The 15,539-nt window shown below is 69.6% G+C and carries 11 protein-coding genes; 6 read left to right on the top strand and 5 right to left on the bottom strand.

The genetic code is table 11. The features are described from left to right. Nucleotides 1–32 precede the first annotated feature (32 nt). Nucleotides 33–647 (bottom strand): TetR/AcrR family transcriptional regulator, encoded by a 615-nt coding sequence (locus tag J7E96_RS22220; RefSeq protein ID WP_215133425.1) that lies wholly within the window; start codon nucleotides 645–647, stop codon nucleotides 33–35. Between the two features lie 117 nt (nucleotides 648–764). Between J7E96_RS22220 and J7E96_RS22215 the strand changes: the two genes are divergently transcribed. From J7E96_RS22215 to J7E96_RS22205, 3 genes are read left to right on the top strand one after another with little or no spacing between them, the layout of a single operon-like run. Next, nucleotides 765–1,640 carry an ABC transporter permease gene (locus J7E96_RS22215; RefSeq protein WP_215133424.1) on the top strand — a complete coding sequence of 292 codons (876 nt, stop codon included), beginning with the start codon at nucleotides 765–767 and terminating at the stop codon, nucleotides 1,638–1,640. After that, the gene (locus J7E96_RS22210; protein ID WP_215133423.1) at nucleotides 1,633–2,352 is read left to right on the top strand and encodes an ABC transporter ATP-binding protein; all 720 of its coding nucleotides are present in this window, start codon (nucleotides 1,633–1,635) and stop codon (nucleotides 2,350–2,352) included. Before J7E96_RS22215 ends, J7E96_RS22210 begins: the two co-directional genes overlap by 8 nt. A 26-nt stretch (nucleotides 2,353–2,378) precedes the next feature. Then, on the top strand, nucleotides 2,379–3,620 hold the full coding sequence (locus tag J7E96_RS22205; RefSeq protein WP_215133422.1) for a glycosyltransferase 87 family protein: 1,242 nt from the start codon (nucleotides 2,379–2,381) through the stop codon (nucleotides 3,618–3,620). 67 nt (nucleotides 3,621–3,687) lie between these two features. Here the strand turns inward: J7E96_RS22205 and J7E96_RS22200 are convergent, their stop codons facing one another. Then, the gene (locus J7E96_RS22200) at nucleotides 3,688–8,661 is read right to left on the bottom strand and encodes an NAD-glutamate dehydrogenase (RefSeq protein WP_215133421.1); all 4,974 of its coding nucleotides are present in this window, start codon (nucleotides 8,659–8,661) and stop codon (nucleotides 3,688–3,690) included. Between the two features lie 441 nt (nucleotides 8,662–9,102). On the opposite strand from J7E96_RS22200, the gene J7E96_RS22195 reads away from it, so the two are divergent. Beyond that, entirely contained in the window at nucleotides 9,103–9,681 is a 579-nt protein-coding gene (locus J7E96_RS22195) for a DJ-1/PfpI family protein (protein ID WP_215133420.1), read from the top strand. Between the two features lie 64 nt (nucleotides 9,682–9,745). Here J7E96_RS22195 and J7E96_RS22190 read toward each other — a convergent pair whose 3' ends face one another. Together J7E96_RS22190 and J7E96_RS22185 are read right to left on the bottom strand one after the other, a co-directional pair. After that, nucleotides 9,746–10,411 carry an HAD family hydrolase gene (locus J7E96_RS22190; protein ID WP_215133419.1) on the bottom strand — a complete coding sequence of 222 codons (666 nt, stop codon included), beginning with the start codon at nucleotides 10,409–10,411 and terminating at the stop codon, nucleotides 9,746–9,748. A 69-nt stretch (nucleotides 10,412–10,480) separates the two neighbouring features. After that, the gene (locus tag J7E96_RS22185) at nucleotides 10,481–10,987 is read right to left on the bottom strand and encodes a hypothetical protein (RefSeq protein ID WP_215133418.1); all 507 of its coding nucleotides are present in this window, start codon (nucleotides 10,985–10,987) and stop codon (nucleotides 10,481–10,483) included. A 278-nt stretch (nucleotides 10,988–11,265) separates the two neighbouring features. Here J7E96_RS22185 and J7E96_RS22180 point away from each other — a divergent pair, with 278 nt between their 5' ends. After that, nucleotides 11,266–11,763: an Rv3235 family protein gene (locus J7E96_RS22180; RefSeq protein WP_215133417.1), complete on the top strand. Its 498-nt coding sequence runs from the start codon at nucleotides 11,266–11,268 to the stop codon at nucleotides 11,761–11,763. A gap of 82 nt (nucleotides 11,764–11,845) precedes the next feature. Here J7E96_RS22180 and secA read toward each other — a convergent pair whose 3' ends face one another. Continuing rightward, nucleotides 11,846–14,680, bottom strand: a complete 2,835-nt coding sequence (secA, locus tag J7E96_RS22175) for a preprotein translocase subunit SecA (protein WP_215133416.1) — start codon at nucleotides 14,678–14,680, stop codon at nucleotides 11,846–11,848. 239 nt (nucleotides 14,681–14,919) lie between these two features. On the opposite strand from secA, the gene J7E96_RS22170 reads away from it, so the two are divergent. Then, nucleotides 14,920–15,534 carry a GNAT family N-acetyltransferase gene (locus J7E96_RS22170; RefSeq protein ID WP_215133415.1) on the top strand — a complete coding sequence of 205 codons (615 nt, stop codon included), beginning with the start codon at nucleotides 14,920–14,922 and terminating at the stop codon, nucleotides 15,532–15,534. Nucleotides 15,535–15,539 lie beyond the last annotated feature (5 nt).

Below are 15,539 nucleotides of genomic sequence, written 5' to 3'. Positions count from 1 at the left end.
CCGGGCCGCCGTTCCGCTGCCCGGGCGGACCGTCAGGCCTTGAGCGCGGCGACCGCCGACGCCGCGAGGTCGTCGAGATACCCGGCGGGCAGCTCGGTGCGTACGACCACGAGCCGCCAGTACAGCGGCCCCACGATCAGGTCGAGGGCGCGGTCCACGTCCGTCCCCTCGGGCAGCTCGCCGCGCGTGACGGCGTCCCGTACGACACCGGCGGCGACGCCCTGCTGTCCGTCGAGGAGGGCCGACTTGATGGCGTCGGCGATCTCGGGGTGACGCGCGGCCTCGACCAGCAGATCCGGGATGACCTGCGAGGCGACGGGGTGCCGCAGCGCGTGGGCGGCCACTTCGAGCAGGGCGCGCACGTCGCCGTACAGCGAACCGGTGGCGGGGGCCGGCAGCCCCTCGGCCGCGACGGCGGAGACCAGGTCGAGCACGAGCGCGAGCTTGGACTTCCAGCGCCGGTAGACGGCCGTCTTGCCGACGCCGGCCCGGCGGGCGATGCCCTCGATCGACATACGGGCATACCCGACGGCGGCCAGTTCCGCGAAGACCGCGGTGCGGATGGCGTCGGTGACGTCCTCCCGGAGCACGGCGGCTCCGGCGGGGACGCGGCGGGGTGGCGCGGTCGGTCGCGGGTCGGCACTCATGCGGGACAGCTTAGCGCCGCGACGCAACGGTTGCGTTTCGACGTACGAGCGCCCTACTGTCACCGTAGCGACGATACGGTCCCGTCCCGTCGTACCGCACTACCGAAAGCGACCGATGTGAGCTCCCTCGACCTCGCCGCACTCGCCGCCCGCCACGGCCTCACCGAGAGCGGCGCCCGCCCGCCGCTCCCCGAGTACACGCGCCGCCTGTGGGGCCGCCGCCACTTCGTCACCGCGTTCGCCACCGCCCGGCTGACCGCCCAGTACAGCCAGGCCAGGCTGGGTCAGATGTGGCAGATCATGACTCCACTCCTCAACGCCACGGTCTACTACTTCATCTTCGGCGTCCTGCTCCACACCAAGGACGACATCCCCGACTTCGTCCCGTTCCTCGTCACGGGCGTCTTCGTCTGGACGTTCACCAGCAGCTCGGCCCTCGCGGGCACCCGCGCCCTCACCGGCAACCTGGGCCTGGTCCGCGCCCTGCACTTCCCACGCGCCGCACTCCCCGTCGCGTACGCCGTCCAGCAACTCCAGCAGCTCCTCTTCTCGATGGCCGCGCTTTCGGCGATCCTCTGCTGCTTCGGGCAGCTGCCCCGGCCGTCCTGGCTGCTGGCACTGCCCGCTCTCGCGCTCCAGTCGCTGTTCAACACGGGCCTGGCGCTGATCATGGCCCGGCTGGCGTCCCGGACCCCCGACATCGCCCAGCTGATGCCCTTCGTCCTGCGCACCTGGATGTACGTCTCGGGCGTCATGTGGAGCGTCGGTCATGTCCTGCAGAGCGACAAGCTGCCGCACCTGGCGGCCGTGGCGCTGGAGTGCAATCCGGCCGCCGTCTACATCGGCCTGATGCGCTTCGCCCTCATCGACAGCTTCACCGCCGCCCAGCTGCCGCCGCACGCCTGGCTCCTCGCCACGGGCTGGGCGCTGCTCGCGGGCGTCGGCGGCTTCATCTACTTCTGGCAGGCAGAGGAGACGTACGGCCGTGGCTGAACAGCCCGCACAAACCCCCACCGTCATCGCTGACGACGTCCACATCACCTACAAGGTCCAGTCCGGGACCGGCGCCCGCGAAGTGCACGCCGTCAAAGGCGTCACCTTCGTCGCCCACAAAGGCGAGGCCATCGGCCTCATCGGCTCCAACGGCTCCGGCAAGTCCACCCTCCTCAAGGCGGTCGCCGGCCTGCTCCCGCCCGCGGGCGGCCACATCTACACCCGGGGCCGGCCCTCGCTCCTCGGCGTCAACGCCGCGCTGATGAACGACCTGAGCGGCGAACGCAACGTCGTCCTCGGCGGCCTGGCGATGGGCATGACGCGCAGGGAGATCCGCGAGCGCTACCAGCAGATCGTCGATTTCTCCGGCATCGACGACAAGGGCGACTTCATCACGCTGCCGATGCGCACGTACTCCTCCGGCATGGCGGCCCGTCTGCGCTTCTCGATCGCCGCCGCCAGGACCCACGACGTACTGATGATCGACGAGGCACTCGCCACCGGTGACGCCGCCTTCCAGCGCCGCAGCAAGGCCCGTATCGCCGAGCTCCGCGCGACGGCGGGCACCGTCTTCCTGGTCAGCCACAACAACAGGACCGTCACCGAGACGTGCCACCGGGCAATCTGGCTGGAAGCCGGGGCGCTGCGGATGGACGGCCCCGCGAAGGACGTCGTCGCCGCGTACGAGCAGCACACAAAGGCGAAGAAATAACACAAAGGTGGCTAAAGTGCGCCTTGATGACGACCGACCAGATCGCGGCCGACGCGAACACCGCCCCCGGCTCCCCCACTTCCGCGACCGCCGCTCGCCGCCGCGCCCGCGCACTCGCCGCCGTCTGGCTCACCACCCGCCTCCTCATGCTCGCCCTGCTCGCGCAGCCCCTCGCCGCCTTCGACGTGGGAACGATCAGCGGCGAGGTCCACCACATCTACTACGGCTGGTACGAACAGCTCGCCCGCGGCGGCTTCCCCCTCGACGACGCCATGTGGCAGTACCCGCCCGGCACGGCCCTGGTGATTCTCGCGCCGGGCACCCTGCCCTGGCTCACGTACTTCCAGGGGTTCCTCGTCCTGACCCTCGCCGCCGACGCGCTCGTCGCCCTGGCCCTGGCCCGCGCGGGACGGCGCACCGGACGCAGCACGGCCGGCGCCTGGATGTGGGTGGGCGCGCTGCCGCTGCTCCTCCATCTGCCCCTGGTCCGGTACGACGTCCAGGTCACCGCCCTCGGCGCACTGGCCCTGCTCGCCCTGCACCACCGGCCCCGCGTCGGTGGTGCACTGGCCGCGCTCGGCGCGACGGTGAAGATCTGGCCGGTCCTCACGCTCCTGGGCACCCCCCGTGGACGTACCACCAGGGACGCCTGGCTGTCCGCCGCCGCCAGTGCGGCCGCGCTGCTCGCCGTGCTCGCGTTCGCCTTCTCGCACACCCTCGGCTTCCTGCGCCAGCAGGGCAGCCGAGGCGTTCAGATCGAGTCGCTGGCCGGGACAGCGCTGTCCCTGGCGCGGCTGGCGGGCTGGCCGGGCACGGCCGAATACCGGTACGGCGCCATGGAGCTCACCGGGCCGTACGTCTCGTCCCTCGCCCACGCGTCCCTCCTCCTCACCGCCGCCGCCTTCTGCTGGCTGCTGGTGTGGCGGATCAGGGCGCGGCGCTGGACACTGGCCACCCCCTTCGACGCCGCGCTGGCCGCCGTGCTCCTGTTCACCGTCACCAGCCGCGTGATCAGCCCCCAGTACCTGGTCTGGCTGCTGGGCCTGGCCGCCGTCTGCCTCACCTCGCGCGCCACCACCCAGCGCCCGGTCGCTGCGCTGCTGCTGCCGGCGGCCGCGCTGAGCGCGCTCGCGTATCCGGTGCTGTACGCGGACGTGGTGTCGGGTACGCCGCTGGGCTGCGCGCTGATGGTCGTACGCAACGGCCTGCTGCTCGCGGCGGCCCTGCTGTCCTGCCGCAGGCTGTGGACGTCGGCAAGAGGTACGTGAAAAGGGGCGCCCCGCACCGATGTCGTTCCGGTGCGGGGCGTCCCTTTTCCTACGCGTACGTACGGACTCAGACGCGCGTACGCAGCATCGTCCGCATCGTGCGCATGGCCACCGAGAGGTTCGCCAGGTCGAACGCGTCCGACCCGTGGATCTCCTCCAGCGTGGTCCGCGCACGGCCCAGGATCGCCGCGTTCTTCTCCTCCCACGCCTTGAAGCGCTGCTCCGGCGTCGATTCCCCGTTGCCGACGGACAGCACGTCCTGCGTCAGGCCGGCGTGCACCGCGTACAGGTCCTCGCGGATGGAGGCGCGGGCCATGGACTGCCAGCGGTCGGCCCGCGGCAGCTCGATGATCCGGTCCATCAGCTGGGTGATCGAGAGGCGGTCGGCGAGGTCGTAGTACACCTCGGCGACCTCCATCGCGGTCTTGCCGCTGCGCTCCGCGATGGCGACGATGTCGAGCGTCGGGAAGGCGGACGAGAACCCGGCCACCCGCAGCGCCAGCTCCTGCGGAACGCCCGCGTCGGTCAGCTCGTCGAGGATGCCCTGGTACCACTCGAGGTCCGCGCCGCGCAGCAGCTTCGGCAGCTCGTCCCAGACCCGCGCCACACCGGCTTCGAAGAACTCGATGGTCTCGGCGAGCTCCAGCGGCTGCGGCCGGTTGCCCAGCAGCCAGCGCGTACCGCGCTCGACGAGGCGGCGCGAGTGCAGCCGGATCCGGGTCTGGACGTCGGCGGCGACCTTGTTGTCGAGCGCCTCGACGGCGTCCCACACATCACTCAGCCCGAAGATCGCGCGGGCCGCGAACTGCGCCCGTACGATCTCCTCGATCGACGCCCCGGTCTCCTCCCGCAGGCGGTGCAGGAAGGTCGAGCCACCGGTGTTGACCGTGTCGTTGACCAGCACGGTCGTGATGATCTCGCGACGCAGGGCGTGCGCGTCGATCTGCTCGCCGAACTTCTCCCGCAGCGCCTTCGGGAAGTACGCGTGCAGCAGGCCCCGCAGGTGCAGGTCGTCCGGCAGGCCGGTGTGGATCAGCTCCTCCGCCACCGTGATCTTGGTGTACGCCATGAGGACGGCCAGCTCCGGCTGGCTCAGGCCGCGCCCGGCGCTGAGCAGCTCGCGGATCTGCCGGTCGGTGGGCAGGAACTCCAGCGGACGGTTCAGGTGCCCGTCGCGCTCCAGCCGGCGCATGAAGCGCTGGTGGGCGTGGAGCAGGGAAGGCGCCTGGGCGACGGCGTTCGCCAGAGCGACGTTCTGCGCGTAGTTGTTGCGCAGGACGAGCGTGCCGACCTCGTCGGTCATCGTGGCGAGCAGCTTGTTGCGCTGCTTGACCGTCATGTCGCCGTCCGCGACGAGCCCGTTCAGCAGGATCTTGATGTTCACCTCGTGGTCGGAGGTGTCCACGCCCGCGCTGTTGTCGATGGCGTCGGTGTTACACCTTCCTCCTGAACCACTGAGGCCGCCCTCGCCGCCGGCACCGCGGCGGGCGAACTCGATGCGGCCGAGCTGGGTCGCGCCCAGGTTGCCGCCCTCGCCGACGACCTTGACCCGCAGGTCCTCGCCGTTGACGCGGATCGCGTCGTTCGCCTTGTCACCGACGTCGGCGTTCGACTCCGCCGAGGACTTGACGTACGTACCGATGCCGCCGTTCCACAGCAGGTCGACCGGCGCCTTGAGGATCGCCTTCATCAGGTCGGCCGGGGTCATCTTGGTGATGCCCCGCTCGATGCCGAGCGCCTCGCGGATGTGCGAGTTGATCGGGATCGCCTTGGCGCTCCGCGGGTGGATGCCACCACCGGCGGACAGCAGCGCGGTGTCGTAGTCGGCCCACGAGGAGCGCGGCAGCTCGAAGAGGCGGCGGCGCTCGGCGTACGAGGTGGCCGCGTCCGGGTTCGGGTCGATGAAGATGTGCCGGTGGTCGAAGGCCGCGACGAGGCGGATGTGCTCGGAGAGCAGCATTCCGTTACCGAAGACGTCACCCGACATGTCACCGACACCGACGACCGTGAAGTCCTCGCTCTGGGTGTCGTGGCCGAGCTCGCGGAAGTGCCGCTTGACGGACTCCCAGGCGCCGCGGGCGGTGATGCCCATGCCCTTGTGGTCGTAACCGACCGAACCACCCGACGCGAAGGCGTCACCGAGCCAGAAGTTGTAGGCGATCGCGATCTCGTTGGCGATGTCGGAGAAGGTCGCGGTGCCCTTGTCTGCGGCGACGACGAGGTACGTGTCGTCCTCGTCGTGGCGCACGACATCCTTCGGCGCCACGACCTGCCCCGCCACCATGTTGTCGGTGATGTCGAGCAGCGCCGAGATGAAGGTCTTGTACGCAGCGATGCCCTCGGCCATCCACGCGTCACGGTCGACGGACGGGTCCGGCAGGTTCTTGGCGACGAAGCCGCCCTTGGCACCGACCGGCACGATGACCGTGTTCTTGACCATCTGTGCCTTGACCAGGCCCAGCACCTCGGTCCGGAAGTCCTCCCTCCGGTCCGACCAGCGCAGACCACCGCGGGCGACCTTGCCGAAGCGCAGGTGGACGCCCTCGACGCGCGGCGAGTACACCCAGATCTCGTACGCCGGGCGGGGCGCGGGGAGGTCCGGAATCGCCTGCGGGTCGAACTTCATCGACACGTAGGAGTGCGGCTCACCGGTGGCGGTCTTCTGGAAGAAGCTGGTGCGCAGCGTCGCCTTGATGACGGTCAGGAAGGACCGCAGGATCCGGTCCTCGTCGAGGGACGCGACCTGGTCGAGCGCGCCGTCGAGCTCTTCGAGCAGCCCGTCGGTCAGCTCGGTGCCCGCGACCTGGCGCTCCGGCGACATCCGCGCCTCGAACAGCGAGATCAGCAGGCGGGTGGTGTGGACGTTGTTGCGGAGGGTGTCCTCCATGTAGTCCTGGCTGAAGGTCGAACCGGCCTGGCGCAGGTACTTCGCGTACGCGCGCAGCACCATCGCCTGCCGCCAGTCCAGTCCGGCGCTGAGCACGAGGGCGTTGAAGCCGTCGTTCTCGGCCTGCCCGGTCCACACGGCGGAGAACGCTTCCTGGAAGCGGGCACGGGCGTCGTCGGCCAGGTAGCCGTCGTTGCCGTTCAACTTGGGCATGCGCAGGCCGAAGTCGTAGATCCACGCGTGCGTACGGTCGGTGCAGCGCAGCTCGTACGGACGCTCGTCGACGACCTCGACACCGAGCCGCTGGAGCACGGGCAGGACGGCGGACAGGGAGACCTGCTCGCCGATCCGGTAGATCTTGAAGCGGCGCTCGTTGGGTCCGGCGCCCACCGGCTCGTACAGGGAGAGCGAGAAGCTGTTGCGGCCGTGCGTCAGCTGTTCGAGGTGGACGAGGTCGGCGACGGCGGCGCGCGGCGAGTGGTCGGCCTTGTAGCCCTCGGGGAAGGCGTGACCGTACCGGCGCAGCAGCTCGGCGGCGCGCTCCTCACCCAGCTCGGCGTTCATGGCCTCGGCGAAACCGTCGGCCCAGGAGCGGGCGGCCTCGACCAGGCGGGCCTCGATGCGCTCGGTGTCGGCGTCGGTGAGGGCCGGCAGCTCGGTGCCGGCCGGGACACGGACGACGAAGTGCAGGCGGGAGAGGATCGACTCGGTGTTCCAGGCGGTGAAGTCGACGCTGACGCCGCCGAGCTCCTCCTTGAGGATGTCGATGAGCCGCAGCCGCACGGCGGTGGTGTAGCGGTCGCGGGGCAGGTAGACGAGGGCGGAGTAGTAGCGCCCGTACTCGTCCTGTCGCAGGTAGAGGCGCAGCCGGCGCCGCTCCTGGAGGTACAGCACGCTCGTCACGATGGACGTCAGCTGGTCGACGGGCGTCTGGAAGAGCTCGTCGCGCGGGTACGTCTCCAGGATCTGGAGCAGGTCGCGGCCGTCGTGGCTGTTGGGCGAGAAGCCGGCGGTCTCCAGGACCTCTTCGACCTTGCGGCGGACGACGGGGACACGGCGTACGGACTCGGTGTACGCGGCCGAGGAGAACAGCCCGAGGAAGCGCCGCTCGCCGACGACATTCCCGTCCGCGTCGAACTTCTTCACGCCGACGTAGTCGAGGTAGCTGGGCCGGTGCACGGTCGAGCGGCTGTTGGCCTTCGTCAGTACGAGCAGCTTGTGCTCGCGGGCCTTGGCCCGGACGTCTGCGGGCAGCCGGCTGAAGGACGGGCTGACCGGGTGGTCCTCGTTGCCGCTGTGGTGCGGGTCGGAGCGCAGGATGCCGAGGCCGGTGCCGGAGACGGCGGACAGCGCGTCGTCGGGCGTCAGCTCGTACTCGCGGTAGCCGAGGAAGGTGAAGTGGTCGGCGGCCAGCCAGCGCAGCAGCTCGCGGGCCTCGTCGACCTCCTGGTCGCGCAGGTCGTCCGCGGTGGGCTCACTCGGCAGCTCGTCGGCGATACGCAGCGCCGAGTCGCGCATCTTCTCCCAGTCCTCGACGGCCTCGCGGACGTCGTTCAGGACGCGCAGCAGGTCGGCGGTGATCTGCTTGAGGTCGGAGCGGTCGGTCTCGCGGTCGATCTCGACATGGATCCAGGACTCGACGCACGCGTCGTGCGGCAGCTTCTCGGCCTTGCGGCGGCCGTCGGCCGGGAGAACCTCGATGAGCTTGCCGGTGAGATCGCGCCGCACGGTGACCTGCGGGTGGATCACGACATGGATGCCGCGCCCCTGGCGGGACAGCTCATTGGTGACGGAGTCGACGAGGAAGGGCATGTCGTCGGTGACCACCTCGACGACGGAGTGGCTGCACGTCCAGCCGTTCTCCTCGACGGTCGGGGTGTGCACCCGGACGTTGGCAGTGCCCTGCGGGCGGTTCTCCGCCAGCCGGTAGTGCGAGAGCGCCGCGCCGAATACATCGACCGGGTCGCGGTCGGCGAGGTCTTCGGGGGCCGTGTGCAGGTAGTAGCGCTGGAGGTACGCGAGAAGGGTGTCCCGGTCGGGAATGCCCTCACTCGTGGACCCAGTCGAAGGTTGCCCCCCGGCCGGGCTGTTCTCAGCTACCCGGGCCGCCCGTACGAGCAGCTCGGCCTTGGCTTCGTCCAGCTTGGTCTGCATGTCCTCTGGCTCCTGTCGCGCGCCATTGCGTGACGTAGGTGAAGAAAGATGACACAACGCCACGACGCGGGGTATCCGGTCGGGTCGACGTTATGCCGCGAAGAGAGATACCCATGACGTTATTGGCCAATTTTGACGGCCGGTCGGGGTTTCGGGGACCAGCGATCGCCCGGGCACGGTGGCGCTCCGGGCGCATGCCGGGGGCTTCACTGCCCCCGAGGGCTATCGCGCTGATCACGGCACCAGGCTATCTCCCCGCACGGGGGGCCCGTCATGTCCGATCGGTGTACAAAACCAGCCCCGAAGTTTGACACTCTGGACAGCGCGGAACGTACGACGGCCTCTCACCTGTTCCGGCGGGGCGCCTTGGCAAACGCCGCCGCCCGGTGCACGTTGAACCGGACGGCACGGCACGGCCCGCCCGAGGAGGAGCACACAGCCATGGCACTCAAGATCCTCATCGTGACCGGCGACGCGGCGGAATCGCTGGAAGTCCTCTACCCGTACCAACGCCTGCGCGAGGAGGGGTACGAAGTCCACATCGCCGCCCCGACCCGCAAGAAGCTCCAGTTCGTGGTCCACGACTTCGAGCCCGGCTTCGATACGTACACCGAGAAGCCCGGCTACACCTGGCCCGCCGACCTGGCGTTCTCCGAAGTCGAGCCGGGCCAGTACGCCGCCCTGGTGATCCCCGGCGGGCGGGCCCCGGAGTACCTGCGCAACGACCTGGAGCTGCGCAAGATCCTCAAGGCTTTCTTCGACTCGGACAAGCCGGTGGCACAGATCTGCCACGGCCCGCTCCTGACGGCCGCCATCGACGGCCTGGCCGGCCGCCGGGTCACGGCCTATCCGGCCCTGGAGCTGGACATGCAGGCCGCGGGAGCGACCTTCCAGGACGCCGAGACGGTCGTGGACGGCACACTGGTCTCGGCGCGCGCCTGGCCGGACCACTCAGCCTGGATGCGCGAGTTCCTGAAGGTCCTGCGCGCGAAGAGCGATTCCGGCCCCTCCGGCGTCTGAGGAGCGGGGTCCGGGGCGGAGCGCCAGTCGTACGGGGGGCGGCGGAGTGCTGACCGGGTGACTCTCACCCCATCCACCGCTCCGCCAGCTCCACCGCCTCCGCGAGCGTGTCCACCACCGGCACCCCGGCCGGCTCCAAGCTGGCCCGACTGTGCGAGCCCCCCGTATAGAGCACCGCCCGAGCCCCCACATGCGCGGCCGCCACCGCGTCGTCCACCGCATCGCCAATCACAACTACCCGCTCCGGCGCCACGCCGCCCAACGCCGCGACGTGGCGGGCCATGTGCGCGGCCTTGCTGCCACCGGAAGGCCCGGTCCGCCCGTCGACCCGCACGAAGTGCCGCTCGATCCCGTACTGCCGCACCACCGGCAGCAGCTGGTCATGCCCGTACATGCTCAGCAGTGACTGGCTGCGCCCCCCGGCCTGCCACTCCACGAGCAGCTCCTCGACCCCGAGGGTGAGCGCGCACACCACCCGCAGCTCGGTGTAATGCCGATGGAACGCCTCGTCCATGACCAGCCACTCGTCGTCCGTCGGCAGCCGCCCCATCAGCCGCTCGTAGAAGCGGGGGATGGGCACGCAGTACAGCTCGCGGTATTGCGCCAGCGTGATCGGCTCGATCCCGATCTCCGCGAAGGCGGCGTTCGTCGCCCCGATGACCGCACTGATGTCATCGAGCAGCGTGCCGTTCCAGTCCCAGACGAGATGCGTCGTCGTGTGCTTCCCCATTCCAAGAAGGTACCCACTGACTACGACAACGCAGACATCCCACCGCAGCCCAGCCCAGGCCAGCCCAGCTCAGCCGATCAGATTCGGGATCTCCTGGACCCCGAACCACAGCAGCTCGTGGTCCTCCGCCCCGTCCACCGTGAACTGCGCGTCGTCGTCCCCGTGGTCCGCCGCACCCAGCGCCGCGGCCGCCGCGGCCACATCCGCCTCCGCGTCGTCCGCGTCGACATGCACCGCCGCCGCCTTCTTCAGCGGCACCGCGGCGGCGATCCGCACCTCGCCGAGCCCAGCCGCGTCCAGCCCCCGGTCGGGGTCCGCGACAGCTTCCCCGTCCGGTACGTCGACGGCCACGACGACCCGGCGGCGCGCGGCGCCGGGGTCCCCGGCGAGCAGCCGCAGGGACGCTGCCGCGGCCCGGTTCAGCGCGGCGTACTCCAGCTCCTCGATGTCGTCCGAGACGTACCACTCGCGCAGACCGGGCGTCACGGCGTAGGCGGTCAGCGGACCGGGCCCGAGCTGTCCGGCCTTGTGCGCCTCAGCGAGACCGGAAAGGGTCAGGGGGACGTAGACGCGCATTGGCAGGCCGCTTTCGTAGTCGGGAGGCGGACTCAAGGATACGTACGGAGTCCCCCTTCGGGGTGGTGGTCCCCGGCCTCCACGACGTCCACCCGACGAACCGCCTGTCGGCCGCCCGCCGCCCCACGCCTGCCTCCCATCACCCGGATAGGTGATTTGGCCGACGGCCGCTTCCCCCGGTTACCCGGTCTTGCAGCCGCCTCTCACTCCCGTAGAAGATCACCAGCAGAAGTTACCGCCCGGTAGTAAAGCCGGGCCGGCAGAGCGGGGGCACACAGATGAGCAACGACAGGACACGGCCGCAAGGGCGCCGCGACCCGCGCAGGCCCGGCGCACCCACGTCACGGGCAGCCACTACGAGCCCCACAACCGCGACCGCGACCGCACCCACAGCACCCCGCCGGCACCACCACCGCCCCACCCCGCACGAACAGTTCGCCGAGCGCCTGCTGGCCGTACTCAGCGGCCGGCGCCCCGTGCACTGGATGCTCGGCCACACCATCGGAGAGGCGTACGAGCAGCTCGTCCAGCTCGCGCCCAGGACCCCGCTGCGCACCCGCGGCACCCTCCCCGTCGTACGCACCTGCGGCGGCTTCCACCCGCGCCCCGGCGTGGTCGAGGCCTTCGCAAGCATCGCGGCCGGCGAGCAGGTACGGGCGATGGCGTTCCGCCTGGAGCAGGGCCAAGACCTGCGCTGGCGGTGCGCCGCCGTCGAGCTGGGCGGCGACCGCGGCGACCGCGGCGACCCGGTGGCCGCCGCCTGCGCCCCCGACTAGCCACAGCCGACCCGCCGAAATGCGGCCGGGGCCGGACACCCATCGGTGTCCGGCCCCGGCCGCGCTGCAAACGAAGCAATTCCTACTTCTTGCGGCGACGGCCGCCGCTGCCGCCACCCTTCTGCGCCTTGCGCCGCTCGGCACGCGTCATGCCGTCCGACTCGGACCGCGCAGGCCCTTCACCGTTCTCGAAGTCACCCTCGATGACACTGCCCTCACCGTCCACCTTGGGGGCGGAGAAGTGCAGCCGGTCGGGCCGCTGCGGAGCGTCGAGCCCCTTCGCCCGGATCTCCGGACGCGGCGCACCCGCGGGAACCGCGTCTTCCTTGCGCAGCGACGGCTTCTGGGACGCGTCCTGCGCCGGAACCGGAACTTCCTCGACCTGCTGCTCGACCTGGACCTCCAGGTTGAACAGGTAGCCGACGGACTCTTCCTTGATGCCGTCCATCATGGCGTTGAACATGTCGAAGCCCTCGCGCTGGTACTCGACCAGCGGGTCCTTCTGGGCCATCGCGCGCAGGCCGATGCCCTCCTGGAGATAGTCCATCTCGTAGAGGTGCTCGCGCCACTTGCGGTCCAGGACGGACAGCACCACGCGCCGCTCCAGCTCGCGCATGATGTCGGAGCCGAGCTGCGCCTCGCGCTCGGCGTACTGCTCGTAGATGTCGTCCTTGATGGACTCGGCGATGAACTCGGCGGTGATCCCCGCCCGGTCGCCCGCCGCTTCCTCCAGCTCCTCCACCGTGACCTTCACCGGGTAGAGCTGCTTGAACGCGCTCCACAGCCGGTCGAGGTCCCACTCCTCGGCGAAGCCCTCGACGGTCTCCGCCTGGATGTACGCGTCGATGGTGTCGTCCATGAAGTGACGGATCTGCTCCTGCAGGTCCTCACCCTCCAGGACCCGGCGGCGCTCGCCGTAGATGACCTCGCGCTGCCGGTTGAGCACCTCGTCGTACTTCAGGACGTTCTTACGCGTCTCGAAGTTCTGCTGCTCCACCTGCGACTGCGCGGACGCGATCGCCCGCGTCACCATCTTGTTCTCGATCGGTACGTCGTCGGGCACGTTCGCCATCGACATCACGCGCTCGACCATGGCGGCCTTGAACAGGCGCATCAGGTCGTCGCCCAGCGACAGGTAGAAGCGGGACTCGCCCGGGTCGCCCTGGCGGCCGGAACGACCGCGCAGCTGGTTGTCGATACGCCGCGACTCGTGCCGCTCCGTACCGAGCACATACAGCCCGCCGAGGGCCTTGACCTCTTCGAACTCGGCCTTGACGGCCTGCTCGGCCTTCTCCAGCGCGCCGGGCAGGGCCGCGGCCCACTCCTCGATGTGCTCCTCCGGGTCGAGGCCGCGCTGGCGCAGCTCCGCCTCGGCGAGGTCGTCCGGGTTGCCGCCGAGCTTGATGTCCGTACCGCGACCGGCCATGTTCGTGGCGACGGTGACGGCGCCCTTGCGGCCGGCCTGGGCGATGATCGGCGCCTCACGGTCGTGCTGCTTGGCGTTGAGGACCTCGTGCTGGACGCCGCGCTTGGACAGCTGCTGCGAGAGGTACTCCGACTTCTCCACGGACGTCGTGCCGACCAGGATGGGCTGGCCCTTCTCGTGCTTCTCCGCGATGTCGTCGACGACGGCGGCGAACTTCGCGACCTCGGTGCGGTAAATGAGGTCGGACTGGTCGGCGCGGACCATCGGCCGGTTCGTCGGGATCGGTACGACGCCCAGCTTGTAGATCTGGTGGAACTCGGCGGCCTCGGTCATGGCCGTACCGGTCATGCCGGAAAGCTTGTCGTAGAGGCGGAAGAAGTTCTGCAGGGTGATCGTGGCGAGCGTCTGGTTCTCGTCCTTGATGTCCACCCCTTCCTTCGCCTCGATCGCCTGGTGCATGCCCTCGTTGTAGCGGCGGCCGGCGAGGATACGGCCGGTGTGCTCGTCGACGATCATGACCTCGCCGTCGATGACGACGTAGTCCTTGTCCTTCTTGAACAGTTCCTTGGCCTTGATGGCGTTGTTCAGGTATCCGACGAGCGGCGTGTTGACCGACTCGTAGAGGTTGTCGATACCCAGCCAGTCCTCGACCTTGGCGACACCGGACTCGTGGATGGCGACGGTGCGCTTCTTCTCGTCGACCTCGTAGTCGCCGGTCTCCTCGATGCCCTTGAGCAGGTTGCCCGGCTCGCCCTTCTTCAGGCGGACGACCAGCTTGGCGAAGTCGCCGTACCACTTGGTGGCCTGGTCGGCCGGTCCCGAGATGATCAGCGGCGTACGGGCCTCGTCGACCAGGATCGAGTCGACCTCGTCGACGATCGCGAAGTTGTGGCCGCGCTGGACGAGCTCGTCCTTCGACCACGCCATGTTGTCGCGCAGATAATCGAAGCCGAATTCGTTGTTCGTGCCGTACGTGACGTCGCAGGCGTACATCTCACGGCGCTGCGCCGGCGACATGTTGGCGAGAATGCAGCCGACATCGAGGCCGAGGAACTTGTGCACCCGGCCCATCATCTCGGAGTCGCGCTCCGCCAGGTAGTCGTTCACCGTGATCAGGTGGACGCCCTTGCCGGACAGCGCGTTCAGATACGCGGGAAGCGTGCCGACGAGGGTCTTGCCCTCACCGGTCTTCATCTCGGCGACATAACCGAGATGCAGGGCGGCTCCACCCATCATCTGGACGTCGTAATGGCGCTGACCGAGAACACGCTTCGCTGCCTCGCGGACGGTCGCGAAAGCCTCGGGAAGCAGGTCGTCCAGGCTCTCGCCGTCGGCGTACCGCTCCTTGTACTCATCGGTGAGCGCCCGCAACTCGGCGTCGGAGAGGTTGACGAAGTCCTCTTCGATGGAGTTGACCTGGTCCGCGATGCGGTGCAGTTTGCGCAGGATCTTGCCTTCGCCTGCACGCATGAGCTTGTTGAAGACGGACACTGAGGCTGGTCTCCTTGCCGGTCGGGCCTGTGCACTGGGTCGTATGGACTCTGGCGCGGGCACGGCAGGTGGTCCCCACCGCATCGGCCATCGTAAGCGAGGACCCCGCCACGCCGGGAGGTCCGCCCGCAGGAAGGCCCACTGTTACCCGCAAAGAGAACGGACAGGGAGCCCGGAAGGTGCCGGGCCATCCCAAAAAGGTCTGGCGTGCCCCTGTCCGCCGAGCCGAGAATCAGCCGATGGAGCCCACCATCCTCACCACCGAGCGTCTGCTGCTGCGCCCTTTCGAGCCCACCGACACGGACGCCGTCCTCCATGCCTGTCAGGACCCCGACATCCAGCGCTGGACGTCGATCCCCTCGCCGTACGAACGTGAGCACGCGGAGGGCTTCGTCCACCGGATCGTGCCGGACGGCTGGCGTTTCGACACCGTGTACGCCTTCGCGGTGCTCACCCGGGGCAGCGGGGAACTGGTGGCGGCGATCTCGTCGATCACCCGCGGCGAGGGCGCCGCGGAAGTCGGGTTCTGGGCGGCGAAGCGGCACCGTGGCCGCGGCTACGTCACGGAAGCGGTGCGGGCCGTCGCCCACTGGGCCTTCACCACGGCGGGCGTGGAGCGCCTGGAGTGGCGCGCCGAGGTCGGCAACGACGCGTCGCGCGCGGTCGCCGAGAAGGCCGGTTTCGTCATCGAGGGCGTCCAGCGCTCCGGCATCGCGAACAAGGGCGTACGCCGCGACGGCTGGACCGGCGCGCTGCTCCCGTCCGATCTCGGTCTGCCCACAGTGCGCCCGTACCTGCCCGCCAAGGACCTGAATCCCCGCAGGCCAGGGCCTGTTGTCAGTGGCGGCGCCTAGGCTGC

The organism is Streptomyces sp. ISL-96, from assembly GCF_018614035.1.
Lineage (GTDB): Bacteria > Actinomycetota > Actinomycetes > Streptomycetales > Streptomycetaceae > Streptomyces.
This window is presented reverse-complemented; position numbering and strand designations above follow the sequence as displayed.